This is a genomic window from Pantoea septica (genome assembly GCF_002095575.1).
Lineage (GTDB): Bacteria > Pseudomonadota > Gammaproteobacteria > Enterobacterales > Enterobacteriaceae > Pantoea > Pantoea septica.
Window position 1 is genome coordinate 1 of the sequence record NZ_MLJJ01000052.1, and the last position, 20,501, is coordinate 20,501.

Genomic DNA, 20,501 nt, shown 5'->3' on the forward strand with positions numbered 1-20,501 from the left:
ATGCATCCGTAGCTCAGCTGGATAGAGTACTCGGCTACGAACCGAGCGGTCGGAGGTTCGAATCCTCCCGGATGCACCATATCTCTGAATATGGGCAAGCTGTCTCAAGCGAGACGCGTAATTGCCGGCACTTCCTGCTTATCTGATTTATCCCCTGCAAAATGCTTTCCCGATGCATCCGTAGCTCAGCTGGATAGAGTACTCGGCTACGAACCGAGCGGTCGGAGGTTCGAATCCTCCCGGATGCACCATCCTTCATGAGACAGGCATTACGCCCCGGACTGACATGGCCAGACTCAATGGCAGGCAGGACGAGGGAAAAGAAGGTGGCGTTAGCAACGGCCCGCTGGGCGAGGCGCAAGCCGGTTAATGCTTCCAGGCATACCTTACGCTATGACAGCGGCCTCAGCTTCCGTCTAACCTTTTTAATACGCTTTATTCTCCTTCCTTACTTACCATTCACGCTTGTAACAAAACTCAAACCCACTGAAATTTCCGGCAATTATCTCCGGCATCGCGCGATCACCTTTTTCTGAAAAGAAAAATTGCTAATGCTTTCAAAGCATTTGCTGTTCATGTCCCCTGGCGACAACCTGGACGCATTAGGCTAAAGTAATGGCTCATTTGTTGAATGTCCGGAGTGACGATGTACGATCAATATGACGCACTGATTTTCGATATGGACGGCACGATTCTCGATACCGAGCCGACACATCGAAAAGCGTGGCATCAGGTACTGGGACGATATGGACTGACGTTAGACGAATCGCAAATGGTCGGTTTCAACGGCGCGCCCAGCTGGCGACTTGCGCAATTTATTATCGAACAAAACCGCTCCTCTCACGATCCGTACCAGCTGGCCGCCGAAAAAACGGCGGCGGTTAAGGCCATGCTGCTGGAAAACGTGCGACCGCTTCCGCTGATGGATGTAGTGAAAGCTTATCACGGTCGCCGTCCGATGGCGGTCGGCACAGGAAGCGAACACAGCATGGCGGACGCGCTGCTCAACCAACTGGGCGTTCGCGAGCTCTTCACTGCGGTGGTAGGCGCCGACGACGTCGAGCGTCACAAACCTGAACCCGATACGTTTTTACGCTGCGCTGCGCTGATGGGCGTCGAGCCCGCACGCTGTGTAGTGTTTGAAGACGCCGATTTTGGCGTGCAGGCGGCGAAAGCGGCCGGTATGGATGTGGTTGACGTGCGCTTGCTGTGAGTGACGTTCTGGCGCTTGCTTCTCTGTTTGGCAGCAGCTTTCTCAGCGCCACCCTGTTACCGGGGAGCTCTGAGGCGCTGCTGATTGCGTTACTGGTGGCCAAAAAGGCTTCCGTTTATGGATTGATTGTCGCTGCATCAGTGGGAAATACGCTGGGCGGCATAACCAATATTTTTCTTGGTCGCTTACTGCCGTTGAAACGGCAGGGGCGATGGCATGACACAGCAATAACGTGGTTGCACCGACTGGGACCTGCAGCACTATTGCTGAGCTGGCTGCCGGTAATCGGCGACCTGCTCTGCGTGCTGGCAGGCTGGATGCGCTTTGCCTGGCTTCCGGTCCTGCTGTTTCTCGCCATCGGGAAAACGCTGCGTTATATCGTTATCGCGACCGCCACCTTACAGGGCTTGCAATGGTGGCATTGATTCGCACAGATTCGAGGCTAGGGTTAACATTATGCTGAACAAAAATAAATTACTGTCCCAGCGGGAGGTTAATGTGATCCCGGACGTATCTAAAGCGCTCTCCTGGCTGGAGGCGCATCCCAATGCCTTGAAAGGTATTGGCCGCGGCATTGAGCGCGAAACGCTGCGCGTAAAACCTGATGGTCACCTGGCGGAAAGCGGCCATCCCGACTCGCTGGGATCGGCGCTGAAGCATGACTGGATTACTACCGACTTCGCGGAAACGCTGCTGGAGTTCATCACGCCGGTGGATCAAAACATCGACCATATGCTGGCGTTTCTGCGCGATATCCATCGCCATGTGGCGCGCGAGCTGGCTGAAGAGCGCATGTGGCCTTTCAGCATGCCTTGTTTGATCGACGATGCCGATCGCATTGAGCTGGCGCAGTACGGCAGTTCTAATATTGGCCGTATGAAGACGCTCTATCGTCAGGGGCTGAAAAATCGCTACGGCGCGCTGATGCAGACCATCTCCGGCATTCACTATAACTTCTCGCTGCCGCTGAGCTTCTGGCAAGAGTGGGCGGACGTTAAAGATGCCGAAAGCGGCAAAGAGACCATCTCCGCCGGCTATCTGCGTCTTATCCGCAACTACTACCGTTACGGCTGGGTAATCCCTTATCTCTTCGGCGCCTCGCCGGCGATTAGCTCCAGCTTCCTGCAGGGACGCGAGAGCAAACTGCCGTTTGAAACCGACGGCAAAGATTCGCTGTGGCTGCCCTATGCGACCTCGCTGCGTTTGAGCGATCTCGGCTACACCAACAAGTCGCAGAGCGGTCTCGGCATTACCTTCAATTCCCTTGAGGGATACGTTAAGGCGTTAAAAGCCGCCATTAAAACGCCGTCTGAAGAGTATGCCGCGATGGGCACGAAAGATGCGGACGGCAACTGGCTGCAGCTTAATACCAACGTACTGCAAATTGAGAACGAGCTTTACGCGCCGATCCGTCCGAAGCGCGTAACGCGCTCCGGCGAAGCGCCTTCCGATGCGCTGCTGCGCGGCGGCATCGAGTATATCGAAGTGCGCTCGCTCGACATTAACCCGTTCTCCGCAATCGGCGTCGACGCTAACCAGGTGCGTTTCCTCGATCTCTTCCTGATCTGGTGCACGCTGGCCGACGCGCCTGAAATGAGCGCCGATGAGCTGCTGTGCACGCGTAAAAACTGGAATCGCGTGGTGCTGGAAGGGCGCAAGCCGAACCAGAAAATTTCGGTCGGCTGCAGCGAGACTGAACATTCGCTGGTGGAAGTGGGCAAAGCGCTGTTCGCCGATCTCCATCGCGTGGCGGAAGTGCTCGACAGTAATCAGGGCAGCACGCAATATCAACAGGTGTGCGATCAACTGGTAGCGTCCTTTGACGATCCTGAGCTAACCTATTCGGCGCGCATTCTGCAGGCGATCAAAGAGAGCGGCGTAACCGATACCGGCATCGCGCTGGCGGAACAGTATCGTCATATGCTGTGCGAAGAGCCGCTGGAAGTGATTAGCGAAGAAGATTTTACGCGTCAGGCGCTGGAGTCGGTTGCGGCACAGAAAAAGCTGGAAGAGGGCGATACGCTCGATTTTGAGGCTTACCTCGCCAGTCGCGAAGGCTAGAAAAGAAAAAGGCCACATCAATGTGGCCAAATTAACATCTCTGTTGTCAGGGATGATGATAACAAATGCGCGTCTTTCATATATTCAGACGCTGGGCGAACAGAAAAGTTTCATCGTTTATAAAAAAATTTCAAAACAGGAGGTGACGTATGCCACTACTGGACAGTTTTACCGTTGACCATACCATTATGGCCGCGCCCGCAGTGCGTGTTGCGAAGACCATGAAAACTCCCCATGGCGATACCATCACCGTTTTTGACCTGCGTTTCTGCCGTCCCAACAAAGAGATCCTGACCGAGCGCGGTATCCATACGCTCGAGCATCTTTTCGCGGGCTTTATGCGTAATCATCTCAACGGCGACGGCGTAGAAATCGTGGATATCTCTCCAATGGGATGCCGCACCGGTTTCTACATGAGCCTGATCGGCACGCCGGACGAGCAGCGCGTCGCCAGCGCATGGAAAGGGGCAATGGAAGACGTTCTGAAGGTGAAGGATCAGAATCAGATCCCTGAGCTGAATGAATACCAGTGCGGCAGCTACAAGCTGCATTCGCTCGACGAAGCGCAGCAGATCGCGCGCAACGTGCTGGCGCAGGATATCGGCGTGAACCGTAACGAAGATCTGAAGCTGCCGGCTGAAAAGCTGCAGGAGCTGCACATCTAGTCGTGATTAGTCACGCGCAGTAAAAAAAAACGCCGCATCGATGCGGCGTTTTTTATGGGCGGGCGTCGTCAGGAGCCGACAGAGGATTTCAGCGGCGTCTGCGGCGTAATGCGCACCTGCTTTACCATATTGTCCTGCACGTCAAGAATATCGACGGCGTAGTTCGCCAGTTCGACGCGGGTATTGATCTCGGGGATCTCCTCCAGCGCTTCCAGCAGCATGCCGTTGATGGTGCGCGCTTCCTGCTCCGGCAAATGCCAGTTAAAAGCTTTATTGATTTCCCGCACGTTGGCGCTGCCTTCCACCAGCACTGAACCGTCGTTCTGCGGCATAACTTCTTCCGCGAGGGTCGGGGACATTGAGGTGGTAAAGTCGCCGACGATCTCTTCCAGAATATCCTCGATGGTTACCAGGCCTTTGATATCGCCATACTCATCCACCACCAGACCGACTTTCTTCTTGTTGCGCTGAAACTTCACCAGCTGAATATTCAGCGGCGTGCCTTCCGGTACGTAGTAGATCTCATCGGCGGCGCGCAGCAGCATCTCTTTGTTGAACTCTTTCTTCTCGGTCATGGTGCGCCAGGCCTCGCGTACGCGCAGCATGCCGACGCAGTCGTCCAGCGAGTCGCGGAACAGCACGATGCGGCCGTGCGGCGAGTGGCTGAGCTGGCGCATTACCGACTTCCAGTCGTCGTTGATATTGATGCCGACGATTTCGTTGCGCGGCACCATAATGTCGTCAACGCTGACTTTTTCCAGATCGAGCACTGACAGCAGCATATCCTGATTGCGGCGCGACATCAGGCTGCGCGACTCGTAGACGATGGTGCGCAGCTCTTCTTTGCTCAGCGCCGAGCTGGTGGCGCCCTCGGTTTTCATGCCGGCCATACGCATTAGCAGGCGCGTAATGGTATTCAGCAGCCAGACCAGCGGCGACATAATAATTTGCAGCGGGCCCAGCAGCATGCTGCTGGGAAAGGCGACCCGCTCGGGATAGAGCGCCGCCACGGTTTTCGGCAGCACTTCCGCAAACACCAGCACCACGAAGGTCAGGATGCCGGTCGCAATAGCGACGCCTTCATCGCCATGCAGACGCATGCCCACAATGGTGGCGAGCGCGGAAGCGAGAATATTCACCAGGTTGTTGCCGATCAGCACCAGGCTGAGCAGGCGGTCGGGGCGGCGCAGCAGCTTTTCCACCCGGCGGGCGGCGCGGCTGCCGTTTTTCGCCTGATGGCGCAGCTTATAACGGTTAAGCGTCATCATGCCGGTTTCCGACCCGGCGAACCAGGCGGAAACCAGCACCATAACGACCAGAATAATAATAAGGGTGGTGGTTGAAACCTGTTCCAACGCAGAACTTCCTTTTGGTTAAGACGAGTGAGTCAGCAGGTGCTGTAAGATACGACTGCCGAAGTAGGCCATAGTCAACAGCAGCGCGCCGCCGCAGTTGAACCATACGACGCGACGTCCGCGCCAGCCTTCATGATAGTGGCCCCAGAGCAAAACGATATAGACGAACCAGGCAAGAATCGACAGCACCGCTTTATCCACGTTCTCGGCGCTGAACAGGTTATGCATATAAAACAGGCCGGTGCAGAGCACCAGCGTCAGCAGCACGACGCCAACCTGGGTGATATGAAACATTTTGCGCTCAATGCTCAGCAGCGGCGGCATATCCTGGGTAAAGGCCAGCTTTTTGTTTTTCAGCTGATAGTCGATCCATGCCAGCTGCAGCGCGTAGAGCGCGGCGATAATCAGCGTCGCGTAGGCGAACAGCGACAGGCCGATATGGATCATCATGCCCGGGGTAGTTTCAAGATGGGTGATAAAGGCGTTGGGCACGAAGGTGGCGAACGCCAGATTGATCAGGGCGAAGCTGTAGACGATCGGCAGCAGCAGCCAGCCGCGGTTGCGCGAGGCGACGATGGTCATAATCGCGCAGATAAGCAGGCTCACCAGCGAGCCGATATTCAGCAGGCTGAGGTTCTGCCCGCTGTCGACGGCGAAGATGCGCTGCTGCAGCGCCACGGCGTGCGCCACCAGCGCGAAACAGGCGGAAAGCACCGCCATTCGCCGCCAGCCGCTATTGCGTTTCAGCAGGCTGGGAATAATCAGTGCAATACTCAGGGAGTAGGCGAACAGCGCCAGGAGCGAGAAAACGGACATAGATCCTTACAGGTATCAGCGAGATGAAAGGAAAAAGGCAGTATAGCGCCAGCAGAAGCCGCCTCCAACCGATCTAAGGCGCAATAGCAGAGATCGTTGCAGCTTCGTGTTATAATCCGCCGCATTATGCCGATCAGGCGCCTCGCGATTTTTTTTGAGTGAGAGACAATGTTTGACAATTTAACCGATCGTTTGTCGCAAACCCTGCGCAATATCAGCGGCCGCGGAAGGCTGACAGAAGACAACATTAAAGACACGCTGCGCGAAGTGCGCATGGCGCTGCTGGAGGCGGACGTTGCGCTGCCGGTGGTGCGCGACTTTATCAACCGCGTCAAAGAGAGCGCGGTGGGGCACGACGTCAACAAAAGCCTGACGCCGGGCCAGGAGTTTATCAAAATCGTACGCAACGAGCTGGTTGCGGCGATGGGCGCGGAGAACAACGCGCTCAACCTGGCCGCGCAGCCGCCGGCCGTCGTGCTGATGGCGGGTCTACAGGGTGCGGGTAAAACCACCAGCGTCGGCAAACTGGGTAAATTCCTGCGCGAAAAGCACAAGAAGAAAGTGCTGGTCGTCTCTGCGGACGTTTATCGTCCGGCGGCGATCAAGCAGCTTGAAACGCTGGCGCAGCAGGTCGGCGTCGATTTTTGCCCATCCGATCTGAGCCAGAAGCCGGTCGACATCGTTAAGAACGCGCTGAAAGAAGCGAAGCTGCAGTTCTACGACGTGCTGCTGGTGGATACCGCTGGTCGTCTGCACGTCGACGAAGCGATGATGGATGAGATCAAGCAGGTGCACGCCGCGATCAATCCGGTAGAAACGCTGTTCGTGGTCGACGCCATGACCGGTCAGGATGCGGCGAACACGGCGAAAGCCTTTAACGAAGCGCTGCCGCTGACCGGCGTCATCCTGACGAAGGTGGACGGCGACGCGCGCGGCGGTGCGGCTCTGTCTATTCGTCATATCACCGGCAAGCCGATCAAGTTTATGGGCGTCGGCGAGAAGACCGAGGCGCTGGAGCCGTTCTATCCCGATCGTATCGCCTCGCGTATTCTCGGCATGGGCGACGTGCTGTCGCTGATCGAGGACATCGAGAGCAAGGTTGACCGCGATCAGGCGGAAAAGCTGGCGAAAAAACTCAAAACCGGCGACGGCTTCGATCTCAACGACTTTCTTGAGCAGCTTAAGCAGATGCGCAACATGGGCGGCATGGCGAGCCTGATGGGCAAACTGCCGGGCATGGGCCAGCTGCCGGACAACGTGAAGTCGCAGATGGACGATAAGGTGCTGGTGCGCATGGAGGCGATTATCAACTCCATGACGCGCAAAGAGCGCGAAAAGCCGGAAATTATCAAAGGATCGCGCAAACGCCGCATCGCTACCGGCGCCGGCATGCAGGTGCAGGACGTCAACCGCTTGCTGAAGCAGTTCGACGATATGCAGCGCATGATGAAGAAAATGAAGAAGGGCGGCATGGCGAAAATGATGCGCGGTATGAAAGGCATGATGCCCCCAGGATTCCCCGGACGCTAAGCGTTCGGCAATAAAAGCCCGAAAGGTTGCCCTCACAGGTTGCTTTTTGCGCCGAAATGAGTAAAATTTTCGGGCTTTTTATATTGCACCCGGGCCCCGTTCCCTCAATGGGGCCCGGTTGTTTTATTAACTTAAGAGGATGTTATGGTAACAATTCGTTTGGCACGTCACGGCGCTAAAAAGCGTCCGTTCTATCAGGTCGTCGTTACTGACAGCCGCAATGCACGTAACGGTCGCTTCATCGAGCGCGTAGGCTTCTTCAACCCGATCGCTTCTGGTCAGGCTGAATCGCTGCGTCTGGATCTGGACCGCATCGAGCACTGGGTTGGCCAGGGCGCAACGCTTTCCGATCGCGTTAACGCGCTGATCAAAGAAGCAAAAAAAGCAGCTTAATCTGTCACGGTGGTGAGCATGAGCAAAGAAGTTGCCGCACAGCCTCCCGTTAAGCCCCTTGTGTTGGGCAAAATGGGCGCTGCCTACGGCATACGTGGCTGGCTCAAAGTGTTTTCCTCCACCGAAGCGGCCGAAAGTATCTTCGACTACCAACCCTGGTTCATTCAACGCGCCGGTAAATGGCAGCGGGTTGAGCTGGAAAGTTGGCGGCATCACAATCAGGACCTGATCATCAAAGTCAAAGGCATTGACGATCGGGACGCGGCGACGCAGTTGACCAATTGCGAAATCACGGTCGACTCGGCGCAGCTGCCGAAGCTGGATGACGGCGATTACTACTGGAAAGACCTGATGGGTCTCCAGGTGGTCAACGTTGACGGCTACGAGATGGGCAAAGTCATCGATATGATGGAGACCGGCTCAAACGACGTACTCGTCGTTAAGGCGAACCTGAAAGATGCGTTCGGTGTGAAGGAGCGGTTAATACCGTTTCTCGATGAACAGGTTATCAAGAAAGTCGATCTCGCTACTGGCGTCATTGAAGTAGACTGGGATCCTGGTTTTTGATCTCCGAATCGCAAGGTAACGTAACGGCGAAAACGATGTGGATTGGTGTTATTAGCCTCTTTCCAGAGATGTTTCGCGCAATTACCGATTACGGGGTAACTGGCCGGGCAGTAAAAAATGGCCTGCTCAGCATCGAGAGCTGGAGTCCTCGCGATTTCGCTCACGACCGGCACCGCACGGTGGACGATCGTCCTTACGGCGGCGGACCGGGAATGCTGATGATGGTGCAGCCCTTACGGGATGCAATCCACGCAGCGAAAGCGGCGGCGGGAGAAGGGGCCAGGGTGATCTATCTGTCACCTCAGGGACGCAAACTTGACCAACAGGGCGTTTGCGAACTGGCGACGCAGCAGAAGTTAATTCTGGTCTGCGGCCGCTATGAAGGTATTGATGAGCGCGTAATTAAAACCGAAATTGATGAAGAATGGTCAATCGGTGACTACGTGCTCAGCGGCGGCGAACTGCCAGCTATGACGATGATTGACTCCGTCGCCCGGTTAATTCCCGGCGTGCTGGGCAAGCAGGCGTCAGCCGAGGAGGATTCGTTCTCTGACGGTTTGCTGGACTGTCCGCACTATACCCGACCTGAAGTGCTGGAAGGCATGGAAGTACCGGCAGTTTTACTGTCTGGCAACCATGCCGAGATTCGCCGCTGGCGCCTGAAACAGTCGCTGGGCCGTACCTGGCTAAGAAGACCTGAACTTCTGGAAAACCTGGCTCTGACTGAAGAGCAAGCAAGGTTGCTGAAAGCGTTCCAGCTGGAACATCAGCAACAAAACGATGAGGCGGCAGAGTAATCTCCCGCGACTATCAGTTTACCCAGGATAAGAGATTTAATTATGAGCAACATTATCAAGCAAATTGAACAAGAGCAGATGAAACAGGACGTACCTTCCTTCCGCCCGGGTGATTCCGTGGAAGTGAAAGTATGGGTCGTTGAAGGTTCTAAAAAACGTCTGCAGGCATTCGAGGGCGTGGTTATCGCTATCCGTAACCGCGGTCTGCACTCTGCATTCACTGTTCGTAAGATTTCTAACGGCGAAGGCGTTGAGCGTGTCTTCCAGACTCACTCTCCGGTCATCGACAGCATTTCTGTCAAACGCCGTGGTGCTGTGCGTAAAGCCAAACTGTACTACCTGCGTGAGCGTACTGGTAAGTCAGCTCGTATCAAAGAGCGTCTTAACTAAGGTATCGCTAACGCGACATCTAAAAGTTAATAGCAAACAAGGGGTTGGCGTGATGCCAGCCCCTTTTTTTATGCCTGCGCCTCGGGACGATGCACATGGTATATCGCCGTATTCACCGGCCCGCTCTCCAGCACAATTAAACCGTAGCGCATATCGATAAAGCGCGCGCCGCAGCGCTCCGCTAACGCGCGGCTGGCGCGATTCTCTTCCGCCGCAAGGATTTCGATGACCTTTATCTCCGGTCGTGCAAATCCCATCTCAAGCAGCAGCGCAACGGCGCGGCTGGCGACGCCCTGCCGCTGCATATCGCTACGCACCCAGTATCCCAGCGCGGCAAACTGACCCGGTTCGCGGGCAAAACGGATCCCGGCTCCGCCCAGTAAACGATCCCGATCGTCAACGATGGCGAACTCTTCCGCTTCGCCCTTTATTCGCTGCTGCTGCGTAAACGCGATCCAGCTTGCTGCCTCTTCAGGTTGATAGTCCGGATGCGCCCAGACCATCCAGGGCCGCAGGGTATCCAGCGAGGCGTTGACGGCTGCGGTAAAGGCAGTAATGTCGGCAGGGGCAAAAGAACGCAGGCGAACCGAAGAGGCCAGAAAAGTCATAAAGTACCTGATGAAAAAGAAAGTTCAGCAAAGCGTATCAGGCGATAAGAGAGAATGCTAAGAAAGTATTGTAATTTATAGTTTACAGTAAGCTTTGCCTTTCTCTAATGATATTATTATCAAGATACTGAAAATATACGAAATTTTATAGGACGCCGTATGCAAAGTGGTTTCGTGGTAATAAAAGTGTACATTGATGGATTGCTTGTTTTACGTTCTGTGATAGAGTGTCTTCTATCCTGTCAGAGGATCATTCACTGCATAACGAGGAAAAAAGGATTGTAGCCATGCAAAAAGACGCGCTGAACAATGTCCACATTGCCAACGAACAGATTCTGATTACGCCGGAAGAGCTGAAAGCGAAGTTTCCGCTGACTCTCCAGCAGGAAGGGCAGATCGCCGCTTCGCGTCAGACCATTTCCGACATCATCGCCGGCCGCGATCCGCGCCTGCTGGTGGTTTGCGGTCCCTGTTCAATCCATGACACTGAAGCCGCTCTGGATTACGCTCGTCGCCTGAAAGATCTCTCTGACCAGCTGAAGGATCAGCTCTATATCGTTATGCGCGTCTATTTTGAAAAACCCCGCACCACCGTTGGCTGGAAAGGGTTGATCAACGATCCCTACATGGATAACTCCTTTGACATGGAAGCGGGTCTGCATATCGCGCGCCAGCTGCTGGTGAACCTGGTTGAGATGGGACTGCCGCTCGCCACCGAAGCGCTCGATCCAAATAGCCCGCAATACCTCGGCGATCTCTTCAGCTGGTCGGCGATTGGCGCGCGCACGACCGAGTCGCAAACGCACCGCGAAATGGCGTCTGGCCTTTCCATGCCGGTCGGCTTCAAGAACGGCACCGACGGCAGCCTCGGCACCGCGATCAACGCCATGCGCGCAGCCGCAATGCCGCACCGCTTCGTCGGCATTAACCAGGCGGGGCAGGTTTGCTTGCTGCAGACGCAGGGCAACCCAGATGGTCACGTTATCCTGCGCGGCGGCAAAGCGCCGAATTACGGTCCGGAAGACGTGGCGCAGTGTGAAAAAGAGATGGTCAAAGCGGGACTGCGCCCGGCCTTGATGATAGATTGCAGCCATGGCAATTCTAACAAAGACTATCGCCGCCAGCCTGGCGTCGCCGAATCGGCGATAGCCCAGATCAAAGATGGCAACCGCTCGATTATTGGCCTGATGCTGGAGAGCCACATTAATGAGGGCAGCCAGTCTTCCGAGCAGCCGCGCAGCGAAATGAAATACGGTGTTTCCGTGACGGATGCCTGCATCAACTGGGAAACCACCGAAACGCTGCTGCGCGAAATGCATCAGGATCTGCAAGAGGTGCTGTCGGCGCGTCTGTCACACGAGGTGTAATAAGCAATGGTGGCTGAACTGACCGCGCTGCGCGATCAAATTGATACTGTCGATAAGGCGCTGCTGGATCTGCTGGCGAAACGCCTGGAGCTGGTAGCTGGAGTCGGCGAAGTAAAGAGCCGCTACGGCTTGCCTATCTACGTACCGGAGCGCGAAGCGTCAATGCTGGCTTCGCGCCGTAAAGAGGCGGAGGCGCTCGGCGTTCCGCCCGATCTGATTGAAGATATCCTGCGCCGCGTGATGCGCGAGTCCTATACCAGCGAGAACGATAAAGGCTTTAAAACCCTTAATCCGGCGCTGCGTCCGGTGGTGATCGTCGGCGGAAAAGGGCAGATGGGCAGCTTGTTTGCGCGCATGCTGACGCTGTCGGGCTACAGCGTGAAGACGCTTGATAAAGAGGACTGGGATCGCGCGCCGTCGCTGCTGAGCGATGCCGGCATGGTGATTATCAGCGTGCCGATCCACCTTACGGAACAGGTGATCGCGCAGCTGCCGCAGCTGCCGGAAGACTGTATTCTGGTGGATCTGGCCTCGGTCAAGAACCGCCCCTTGCAGGCGATGCTGGCGGCGCATGCGGGCCCGGTGCTGGGTCTGCATCCCATGTTCGGGCCGGACAGCGGCAGTCTGGCGAAACAGGTAGTGGTCTGGTGCGACGGACGCCAGCCTGAAGCCTATCAGTGGTTCCTGGAGCAGATTCAGGTGTGGGGCGCGCGGCTGCATCGCATCAGCGCGGTAGAGCACGATCAGAATATGGCGTTTATACAGGCGCTGCGCCACTTCGCCACCTTCGCATACGGCCTGCATCTTGCGGAAGAGAACGTTAACCTCGATCAGCTGCTGGCGCTCTCGTCGCCGATTTATCGTCTCGAGCTGGCGATGGTGGGGCGGCTGTTCGCGCAGGACCCCCAGCTCTATGCGGACATCATTATGTCCTCGGAAAGCAATCTTGCGTTGATTAAACGTTACTATCAGCGCTTTGGCGAAGCGATTAAGCTGCTGGAACAGGGCGATAAGCAGGCGTTTATCGCCAGCTTCAACCGCGTCGAGCACTGGTTTGGCGATCACGCTAAACGCTTTATGGTTGAAAGCCGCAGCCTGCTGCGCTCCGCGAACGACAGTCGACCATAAAAAACGGCATCCCGCGGGATGCCGTTTCAGCGCGCGGCTTACTCACGCCAGCACCTGACCCGCAACCAAAAACGGCATCCTTACGGATGCCGTTCTGTTATGCGCTGCGCGGCTCCACCGCGACGACATTCTCGCTGGGATAACAACCCAGCACTTTCAGCATGCGGGTTAGCCCTTTTAGCTCCTGCAGCGCCTGCTGCATGCTGTCGGATTCCAGGTTGCCCTGCACATCGATATAAAACATCTCTTCCCACGGATTGCCGTTAATGGGACGCGACTCCAGCTTGCTCATAATCAGGTTATGCTGGCGCAGCACCAGCAGCGCCTCTACCAGCGCGCCCGCCTGCTGGCCGGTTGCCATCAGCAGCGTGGTTTTCGCCGGAACCTGATCGGAGACGGCGATGGCCTTACGCGCCAGAACAATAAAACGGGTATGGTTTTGCTGCTGATTCGCCAGATTGCGCTCCAGCACCTGCAGATGATAGAGCTCGCCGCCCGCCTCGCTGCCCAGCGCCGCCGCTTTCGGCGAGTTCAGCGCTGCAACTTTTTCCATAGCGGCAGCGGTGCTCTCGGTATATTCGATCTTCCAGTGCGGGAAACGGCTAATAAACTGGCTGCACTGCTGGAACGGCTGCGGATGACTATAAACGGTTTCAATCTGCTGCAGATCGGTATCGCCTGTTACCAGCACGCAGTGCTCGATAGGCTGGGTCAGTTCGCCCACAATCGAGAGGCTGGTCTGCTGCAGCAGATCGTAAACGTCGTTGATCGAGCCGGAACTGGTGTTTTCAATCGGCAGCACCGCGTAATCCGCCTGACCGTTTTCAACCTGACGAATAATATCCTGAAACTTCAGGCAGCCTGTCTCCACCATGTTATCGAAGTGGCGCGCGGCATACTGACGCGCGGCCAGATGCGAATAGGAGCCTTTAGGGCCAAGGAAAGCGATGCGCGCCGCCAGCGCATGAGCATGGTTCAGGTTTTTCTGCAGCAGCGCCTGCTGCGTCAGAACGGAATCTTCAATGATTTGCTGAAACAGGCGCGTGATGTAGTGCGCATCCAGCTGATGTTTCTTGCCGAGCACAATCAGGTGCTCCAGTAGCGCACGCTCGCGTTCGATATCGCGAATCGGCCGGTGCGTGGCCAGTTTCGCTTCGGCGACCTTTACGGCCAGCGCGCGACGCTCAGCCAGCAGCGTCAGCAGTTTCTCATCAACGGCGCTGATCTGGTCACGCAGCGCCAGCAAGGGATTATCGGGATTCATAGGGCTCACCTGTAAGCTGTCCAATAAAAAAGCCTCCCGGTTGGGAGGCTTTGTTGTTCGTCTTCGCTTTCGTTTTCACACGACGAATCGCCTCCCAGTCAGGGGAAGGTAAAAAAGAAAGCGAAGAAAAACGGCAGACGTTTCATGATGATTTCCATTCAAAAAGTCATTCGAGAGTACCCGCACTGATTTAAGGCTGTCAATAAAAAACGCGCCCGCAGGCGCGTTTGCTAAAACCAGGTGTATCAGGTGGCCGGCGTGAAATTTTTCACGCTGGTCGCTGCCCGACGGGCTTCAGGCTTATGCTGGACCTTATTCAACTGACGCTCAAGCTTACCGATAAGATCGTTAATCGCCGTATACATATCCTCGTGCTTAGCGCTGGCGACCAGCGTGCCGTTGGGCGTATTGATCGTGGCGTCGGCCACGAATTCTTTCGGCGCTTTAGAGAGAACGATGTGCGGATTTATCAGATGAGCTTGCCATTTTTCCAGCTTGGCGAGACGGTCTTCGACATGGTCGCGGATAGCCGCGGTGATTTCCATTTGTTTGCTGGTAATGTTCAGAATCATAGGTCTACCTCTCTGTCATTTCCGTCTGGGTAGATCCAGCATAACGCGCTGAACGATGAAATGTGTGATTTTGATCACGAAAAAATGTCACTTTTTGTCAATGGCGATGATTTGTGAGAAAGGCTGGGAATGCAGTCGAAATGCCTTGAATCGGTGGGGCGAGAGGCGCATGATTGACGGGTTACATCAGCGAGAACTTTACGGAATCGTCGATTTCTCGCCTATAAAAAAGCAGCCATTACGGCTGCTTTTTCATTTTTTTCGGCTCAGTTTTAACTGGCGCTGTTTGCGGCAATAATTTTTGCCACTTTGTCCGCTTCGGCGTTCAGCTGCAGATTACGATAGGCTTTTTCCATCAGCGGCAGCGCATCGCGCGTGGCCTGAGTATCGGGATAATCGCGCATCATGCCTTCAACGCGGTTAACAACCGCGACATAGGCTTCGCGCTTAGTATAGAATTGCGCCACCGACAGCTCATATTTCGCCAGGCGATTTTTCAGATAGACCAGGCGCTTTTGCGCATCGGCTGCATACTGGCTGTTTGGATAGTTACGCACCAGCTGTGAGAAGTCGCGGAACGCATCGCGGGCATGGGTCGGATCGCGATCGGAACGGTCGACGCCGAAGAAACCCTGCAGCGCAGAGTCGTCCAGCGCCATATCCGTCAGGCCGCGCATATAGATAACGTAGTCGATGTTCGGATGGGTGGGGTTAAGACGCATAAAGCGATCTATAGCAGCCTGCGCCAACGGCAAATCGGCGTTTTTGTAGTAGGCATAGATCAAATCAAGCTGTACCTGCTGAGAATAAGGACCAAAAGGATAACGGTTGTCCAGCGCTTCCAGTTGCTTAATCGCCGCTTTAAAGTTACCGTCCTGCAGCTTTTCCTGAGCGGTAGCGTAGATTTCGGAAGGCGGGCTGTCCGGTACTGTGTCCTTTGAGCTGGAACAACCCACAAGGGCCAGGCTCAGTGTGGCAGCAGCCACCAGATATTTCATACGCGTCATGACGAAATGGTTATCCTCAAATTTGTTATGGCGGAAGCTGTCCGTATAGCTCCCGGTAATGACCAGGTACGATAGCACATTATATTAAACGGCATCGCCGTGAAAACCCAACGTTAACGAAGAAGCTGTATATGGCACAACAAGTTCAACTCACCGCAACGGTCTCCGAAGCGCAGCTGGGACAACGCTTAGATCAAACTTTGGCGGAATTGTTCCCCGATTATTCACGCTCGCGCATAAAAGAGTGGATCCTTGACCGGCGCGTCAGCGTTAACGGCGCAATCGTCGATAAACCGAAAGAGAAAGTTCTGGGCGGCGAACAGGTCGCCATCGATGCAGAAATAGAAGAAGAGCAGCGCTGGGAAGCGCAAAACATCCCGCTGAACATCGTGTATGAAGATGACGATATTCTGGTGATCAACAAGCCGCGCGATCTGGTGGTGCATCCGGGCGCCGGCAACCCCGACGGCACCGTACTGAATGCGCTGCTTTATCACTATCCCGCCATTGCCGACGTGCCGCGTGCCGGTATCGTGCACCGGCTGGATAAAGACACCACCGGGCTGATGGTGGTGGCGAAAACCGTCCCGGCTCAGACCCATCTGGTGGAAACGCTGCAGCTGCGCGAAATCACCCGCGAGTACGAAGCAGTGGCAATTGGCACGATGACGGCGGGCGGCACGGTAAACGAGCCTATTAGCCGTCACTCGACTAAACGCACCCATATGGCCGTGCATCCGATGGGGAAACCGGCGGTAACGCACTATCGTATTATGGAGCACTTCCGCGCCCATACGCGTCTGCGCCTGCGTCTCGAAACCGGCCGTACGCATCAGATTCGCGTGCATATGTCGCACATTAACCATCCGCTGGTAGGCGATCCGCTGTATGGCGGTCGTCCGCGTCCGCCGAAAGGCGCCTCGGAGCAGTTCATCGCCACGCTGCGCGCCTTCGATCGCCAGGCGCTGCACGCGACCATGCTGCGTCTTTACCATCCGATTACCGGCATCGAGATGGAGTGGCATGCGCCTCTGCCGCAGGACATGGTGGAGCTGATTGAGGTACTAAAAGCGGATACCGAAGAGTTCCGCGATCAGATGGACTGGCTATGAGTTTGATCCTGCCGGAGTGGCCCGCGCCCGCCAGCGTGGGCGCCTGCTCAACGCTACGCGGCGATGGCGCCAGCCTGGCGCCGTGGGATGCGTTCAACCTGGGCGGCCACGTCGGCGACGATCCGGCGCACGTGGCCGCCAACCGCCAGAGTCTGGTAACGCGCGCCGCGTTGCCGGCGATGCCGCACTGGCTTGAGCAGGTTCACGGCACCGATGTGGTTCGCCTGCCTGTTGAGCAGACGGAGCCGTTACGGGCGGATGCCTGCATCACGCGCGAAGCGGGCGTGGTGTGCGCGGTGATGACGGCGGATTGCCTGCCGGTGCTGTTCTGCTCTTATGACGGCAGCGAAGTTGCCGCGGCGCATGCCGGCTGGCGCGGCCTGTGCGCGGGCGTGCTGGAAAATACGCTGGCGCGGTTTGCTGCGCCAGCCAGCCAGATACACGCCTGGCTTGGGCCGGCAATCGGTCCCGACGCCTTTGAAGTCGGCAGCGAAGTGCGCGATGCGTTTATGGCGCATGACGCCCGTGCTCAGCAGGCTTTTCGCGCGGCGGGCGCAAAGTATTTTGCCGATATCTGGCTGCTTGCGCAGCAGCGACTGCAGGCGGCGGGCGTCACCTCCGTGAGCATGTCGCGCCGCTGCACCCTGCATGAGAGTGGCGACTTTTTCTCCTTCCGACGCGACGGGACCACCGGGCGTATGGCTTCTTTAATTTGGCTGAGATAACCTTACGCCACAAGACGATCCAGTAGCGTATTTTTGCTCATGGTGCAGGTCATTAACCTTGAAAATTTGAGGGATGACCTCATTTTAATCTCCAGTAGCATTTTGACCTGTAATGGGAGGAATCATGCGTCTGGATCGTCTTACCAACAAATTCCAACTGGCCCTTGCCGACGCGCAGTCCCTTGCTCTGGGACACGACAACCAATTTATTGAACCTCTGCATCTGATGAGCGCGCTGCTCAATCAGGAAGGCGGATCCGTTCGTCCTTTATTAGCCTCCGCAGGCGTTGACGTTGCCGCTCTGCGCAACGGAGTCGAGCAGGCTATCAACCGTTTACCCCAGGTAGAGGGCAGCGAAGGGGATGTTCAACCGTCCGCTGACCTGGTTCGCGTGCTTAACCTCTGCGACAAGCTGGCGCAGAAGCGCGGCGACAATTTTATCTCATCTGAACTCTTTGTTCTGGCTGCTCTCGACTCGCGCGGCTCTTTAGCCGATCTACTGAAATCGGCCGGTGCGACCACTGACAAGCTAACCAAAGCGATTGAGCAGCTGCGTGGAGGCGACAACGTGAACGATCAAGGGGCTGAAGATCAGCGCCAGGCATTAAAAAAATACACCATCGACCTGACCGAGCGCGCCGAACAGGGCAAGCTGGACCCGGTCATCGGCCGTGACGAAGAGATCCGCCGTACTATTCAGGTGCTGCAGCGCCGCACCAAAAACAATCCGGTGCTGATTGGTGAACCCGGTGTCGGTAAAACCGCCATCGTAGAAGGCCTGGCGCAGCGCATCATTAACGGCGAGGTGCCGGAAGGGCTGAAAGGACGGCGCGTACTGGCGCTGGATATGGGTGCGCTGGTGGCGGGCGCAAAATACCGCGGCGAGTTCGAAGAGCGTTTGAAAGGCGTACTTAACGATCTGGCGAAGCAGGAAGGCAACGTAATCCTGTTTATCGATGAGCTGCATACTATGGTTGGCGCCGGTAAAGCCGACGGCGCGATGGATGCCGGCAATATGCTGAAGCCGGCGCTGGCGCGCGGCGAGCTGCACTGCGTCGGCGCGACCACGCTGGACGAATATCGCCAGTACATCGAAAAAGATGCCGCGCTGGAGCGTCGTTTCCAGAAAGTCTACGTCGCCGAACCGAGCGTAGAAGACACCATCGCTATCCTGCGCGGTCTGAAAGAGCGCTATGAGCTGCATCACCATGTGCAGATCACCGACCCGGCGATTGTCGCGGCGGCGACGCTGTCGCATCGCTACATCGCCGACCGTCAGCTGCCGGATAAAGCCATTGACCTGATTGACGAGGCGGCATCCAGCATCCGTTTGCAGATCGACTCGAAACCGGAACCGCTCGATCGCCTGGAACGCCGCATCATTCAGCTGAAGCTGGAGCAGCAGGCGCTGAAGAAAGAGTCGGATGACGCCAGCATTAAGCGTCTCGAGATGCTGGAAAGCGAACTCGACCAGAAAGAGCGCGAATACGCGGAGCTGGAAGAGGAGTGGAAAGCGGAAAAAGCCTCTCTTACCGGCACGCAGAATATCAAAGCGGAACTGGAGCAGGCGCGTTTGTCGCTGGAGCAGGCGCGTCGCGTGGGCGACCTGGCGCAAATGTCCGAGCTGCAATACGGCAAGATTCCGGAGCTGGAAAAACAGCTGGCGGCCGCCACGCAGTCTGAAGGTAAAACCATGAAGCTGCTGCGCAACCGCGTTACCGATGTCGAGATCGCCGACGTGCTGGCGCGTTGGACCGGCATTCCCGTGGCGCGCATGATGGAAGGCGAGCGCGATAAGCTGCTGCGTATGGAGCAGGATCTGCACGCGCGCGTTATCGGCCAGAACGAGGCGGTGGAAGCGGTATCGAACGCGATTCGTCGTAGCCGCGCAGGCTTGTCAGACCCAAATCGTCCTATTGGTTCGTTCCTGTTCCTTGGCCCGACCGGCGTGGGTAAAACTGAGCTCTGCAAAGCATTGGCGAATTTCCTCTTCGATAGCGACGACGCCATGGTGCGCATCGACATGTCCGAGTTTATGGAAAAACACTCCGTGTCGCGTCTGGTGGGTGCGCCTCCGGGATATGTCGGTTATGAAGAGGGCGGCTATCTGACAGAAGCGGTGCGTCGTCGTCCTTACTCCGTCATTCTGCTTGATGAGGTAGAGAAAGCGCATCCGGATGTGTTCAACATTCTGCTGCAGGTGCTGGACGACGGACGACTGACGGATGGACAGGGCCGCACCGTCGACTTCCGCAATACCGTTGTGATCATGACGTCGAACCTGGGCTCCGATCTGATTCAGGAGCGCTTCGGCGAACTGAACTACGCGGAAATGAAAGACGTGGTGATGAACGTGGTCGGCCATCACTTCCGTCCGGAGTTTATCAACCGTATCGACGAAGTGGTGGTGTTCCATCCGCTGGGCGAGCAGCATATTGCCTCTATTGCGCAAATTCAGCTGCAGCGTCTGTATAAACGTCTGGAAGAACGCGGTTACCAGCTGCGTATCTCTGACGAAGCGCTGAAGCTGCTGGGAGAGAACGGTTACGATCCGGTCTATGGCGCGCGACCTTTAAAACGTGCGATTCAGCAGCAGATCGAAAACCCGCTGGCACAGCAGATCCTTTCCGGTCAGCTGGTGCCCGGCAAAACCATCGAAATGGGCGTCAAAGAGGGCGAAATCGTCGCTCATCAGTAACTGACATCAGTGAAACGGGCCTGCGGGCCCGTTTTTTTATGCTGAAAACTGCCTTTTTGACGCATTTTCCAGCGTATTGCCTGGAAAATGGGCGGTTGGTAAAAAAGTTTAAATTAGGACTTGTCAGCCCGAAAGAACTGCCTATAATGCGCCTCCACTGACACGGCACAACGGCTTACGAAAGGCGGTGTTCAGGAGGCTCGGGAAGCTGAGCCGCCGGATGAAATCGCTGA

21 protein-coding genes, 2 tRNA genes and 1 other annotated feature are annotated in these 20,501 nt (G+C 56.1%); of the genes, 16 read left to right on the forward strand and 7 right to left on the reverse strand.

Annotation, left to right across the window (positions count from 1 at the left end; translation table 11 throughout):
* Positions 1-2: 2 nt before the first annotated feature.
* From HA46_RS19265 to luxS, 6 genes are all read left to right on the forward strand, one after another.
* Positions 3-79 (forward strand) — tRNA-Arg (locus HA46_RS19265).
* A 95-nt stretch (positions 80-174) separates the two neighbouring features.
* Positions 175-251: transfer RNA gene (locus HA46_RS19270), tRNA-Arg, on the forward strand.
* Between the two features lie 395 nt (positions 252-646).
* Entirely contained in the window at positions 647-1,213 is a 567-nt protein-coding gene (gene yqaB / locus HA46_RS19275; protein ID WP_033791977.1) for a fructose-1-phosphate/6-phosphogluconate phosphatase, read from the forward strand.
* Positions 1,210-1,638, forward strand: a complete 429-nt coding sequence (locus HA46_RS19280; RefSeq protein ID WP_033791976.1) for a YqaA family protein — start codon at positions 1,210-1,212, stop codon at positions 1,636-1,638. Before yqaB ends, HA46_RS19280 begins: the two co-directional genes overlap by 4 nt.
* 31 nt (positions 1,639-1,669) lie before the next feature.
* Positions 1,670-3,274: a glutamate--cysteine ligase gene (gshA, locus tag HA46_RS19285; protein ID WP_033791975.1), complete on the forward strand. Its 1,605-nt coding sequence runs from the start codon at positions 1,670-1,672 to the stop codon at positions 3,272-3,274.
* A 149-nt stretch (positions 3,275-3,423) separates the two neighbouring features.
* Positions 3,424-3,939 carry an S-ribosylhomocysteine lyase gene (gene luxS / locus HA46_RS19290; protein ID WP_033791974.1) on the forward strand — a complete coding sequence of 172 codons (516 nt, stop codon included), beginning with the start codon at positions 3,424-3,426 and terminating at the stop codon, positions 3,937-3,939.
* Positions 3,940-4,007: 68 nt separating this feature from the next.
* On the opposite strand, the gene HA46_RS19295 is transcribed toward luxS, so the two are convergent.
* The gene (locus tag HA46_RS19295; RefSeq protein WP_084886139.1) at positions 4,008-5,294 is read right to left on the reverse strand and encodes an HlyC/CorC family transporter; all 1,287 of its coding nucleotides are present in this window, start codon (positions 5,292-5,294) and stop codon (positions 4,008-4,010) included.
* A gap of 18 nt (positions 5,295-5,312) precedes the next feature.
* Positions 5,313-6,110 (reverse strand): cytochrome C assembly family protein, encoded by a 798-nt coding sequence (locus tag HA46_RS19300; protein ID WP_033752029.1) that lies wholly within the window; start codon positions 6,108-6,110, stop codon positions 5,313-5,315.
* A gap of 168 nt (positions 6,111-6,278) precedes the next feature.
* Here HA46_RS19300 and ffh point away from each other — a divergent pair, with 168 nt between their 5' ends.
* From ffh to rplS, 5 genes are all read left to right on the forward strand, one after another.
* A complete protein-coding gene (gene ffh, locus HA46_RS19305; protein WP_033752026.1) occupies positions 6,279-7,640 on the forward strand; it encodes a signal recognition particle protein in 1,362 nt (453 codons plus the stop codon).
* Positions 7,641-7,784: 144 nt separating this feature from the next.
* Positions 7,785-8,033, forward strand: coding sequence for a 30S ribosomal protein S16 (gene rpsP, locus HA46_RS19310; protein WP_033791972.1), 249 nt, complete (start codon positions 7,785-7,787; stop codon positions 8,031-8,033).
* An 18-nt stretch (positions 8,034-8,051) separates the two neighbouring features.
* Positions 8,052-8,600, forward strand: coding sequence for a ribosome maturation factor RimM (gene rimM / locus HA46_RS19315; RefSeq protein WP_084886141.1), 549 nt, complete (start codon positions 8,052-8,054; stop codon positions 8,598-8,600).
* Positions 8,601-8,635: 35 nt separating this feature from the next.
* Positions 8,636-9,397 (forward strand): tRNA (guanosine(37)-N1)-methyltransferase TrmD, encoded by a 762-nt coding sequence (gene trmD, locus HA46_RS19320; RefSeq protein ID WP_033752014.1) that lies wholly within the window; start codon positions 8,636-8,638, stop codon positions 9,395-9,397.
* A 42-nt stretch (positions 9,398-9,439) separates the two neighbouring features.
* Positions 9,440-9,787, forward strand: coding sequence for a 50S ribosomal protein L19 (gene rplS, locus HA46_RS19325; RefSeq protein ID WP_033752010.1), 348 nt, complete (start codon positions 9,440-9,442; stop codon positions 9,785-9,787).
* Positions 9,788-9,855: 68 nt separating this feature from the next.
* Here the strand turns inward: rplS and HA46_RS19330 are convergent, their stop codons facing one another.
* Positions 9,856-10,395, reverse strand: a complete 540-nt coding sequence (locus HA46_RS19330) for a GNAT family N-acetyltransferase (protein ID WP_084886143.1) — start codon at positions 10,393-10,395, stop codon at positions 9,856-9,858.
* A 287-nt stretch (positions 10,396-10,682) separates the two neighbouring features.
* Between HA46_RS19330 and HA46_RS19335 the strand changes: the two genes are divergently transcribed.
* Both HA46_RS19335 and tyrA read left to right on the forward strand, forming a co-directional pair.
* On the forward strand, positions 10,683-11,762 hold the full coding sequence (locus HA46_RS19335) for a 3-deoxy-7-phosphoheptulonate synthase (RefSeq protein ID WP_084886145.1): 1,080 nt from the start codon (positions 10,683-10,685) through the stop codon (positions 11,760-11,762).
* 6 nt (positions 11,763-11,768) lie between these two features.
* The gene (tyrA, locus tag HA46_RS19340) at positions 11,769-12,890 is read left to right on the forward strand and encodes a bifunctional chorismate mutase/prephenate dehydrogenase (RefSeq protein ID WP_084886147.1); all 1,122 of its coding nucleotides are present in this window, start codon (positions 11,769-11,771) and stop codon (positions 12,888-12,890) included.
* Between the two features lie 97 nt (positions 12,891-12,987).
* On the opposite strand, the gene pheA is transcribed toward tyrA, so the two are convergent.
* From pheA to bamD, 4 genes are all read right to left on the reverse strand, one after another.
* The gene (gene pheA, locus HA46_RS19345) at positions 12,988-14,154 is read right to left on the reverse strand and encodes a bifunctional chorismate mutase/prephenate dehydratase (protein WP_033791967.1); all 1,167 of its coding nucleotides are present in this window, start codon (positions 14,152-14,154) and stop codon (positions 12,988-12,990) included.
* 22 nt (positions 14,155-14,176) lie between these two features.
* Positions 14,177-14,301: a sequence feature (Phe leader region), on the reverse strand.
* On the reverse strand, positions 14,253-14,300 hold the full coding sequence (pheL, locus tag HA46_RS21000) for a pheA operon leader peptide PheL (RefSeq protein WP_100279143.1): 48 nt from the start codon (positions 14,298-14,300) through the stop codon (positions 14,253-14,255). (Overlaps the previous feature by 48 nt.)
* Positions 14,302-14,399: 98 nt before the next feature.
* On the reverse strand, positions 14,400-14,726 hold the full coding sequence (raiA, locus tag HA46_RS19350) for a ribosome-associated translation inhibitor RaiA (protein WP_033751998.1): 327 nt from the start codon (positions 14,724-14,726) through the stop codon (positions 14,400-14,402).
* A 272-nt stretch (positions 14,727-14,998) separates the two neighbouring features.
* On the reverse strand, positions 14,999-15,733 hold the full coding sequence (gene bamD / locus HA46_RS19355; RefSeq protein ID WP_033792058.1) for an outer membrane protein assembly factor BamD: 735 nt from the start codon (positions 15,731-15,733) through the stop codon (positions 14,999-15,001).
* A gap of 131 nt (positions 15,734-15,864) precedes the next feature.
* Between bamD and rluD the strand changes: the two genes are divergently transcribed.
* From rluD to clpB, 3 genes are all read left to right on the forward strand, one after another.
* The gene (gene rluD, locus HA46_RS19360) at positions 15,865-16,845 is read left to right on the forward strand and encodes a 23S rRNA pseudouridine(1911/1915/1917) synthase RluD (protein ID WP_033791966.1); all 981 of its coding nucleotides are present in this window, start codon (positions 15,865-15,867) and stop codon (positions 16,843-16,845) included.
* A complete protein-coding gene (gene yfiH / locus HA46_RS19365; protein WP_084886149.1) occupies positions 16,842-17,570 on the forward strand; it encodes a purine nucleoside phosphorylase YfiH in 729 nt (242 codons plus the stop codon). The genes rluD and yfiH overlap by 4 nt, the downstream gene beginning before the upstream one ends.
* Before the next feature lie 124 nt (positions 17,571-17,694).
* A complete protein-coding gene (gene clpB / locus HA46_RS19370) occupies positions 17,695-20,268 on the forward strand; it encodes an ATP-dependent chaperone ClpB (protein WP_084886151.1) in 2,574 nt (857 codons plus the stop codon).
* The last annotated feature ends 233 nt before the right edge of the window (positions 20,269-20,501 follow it).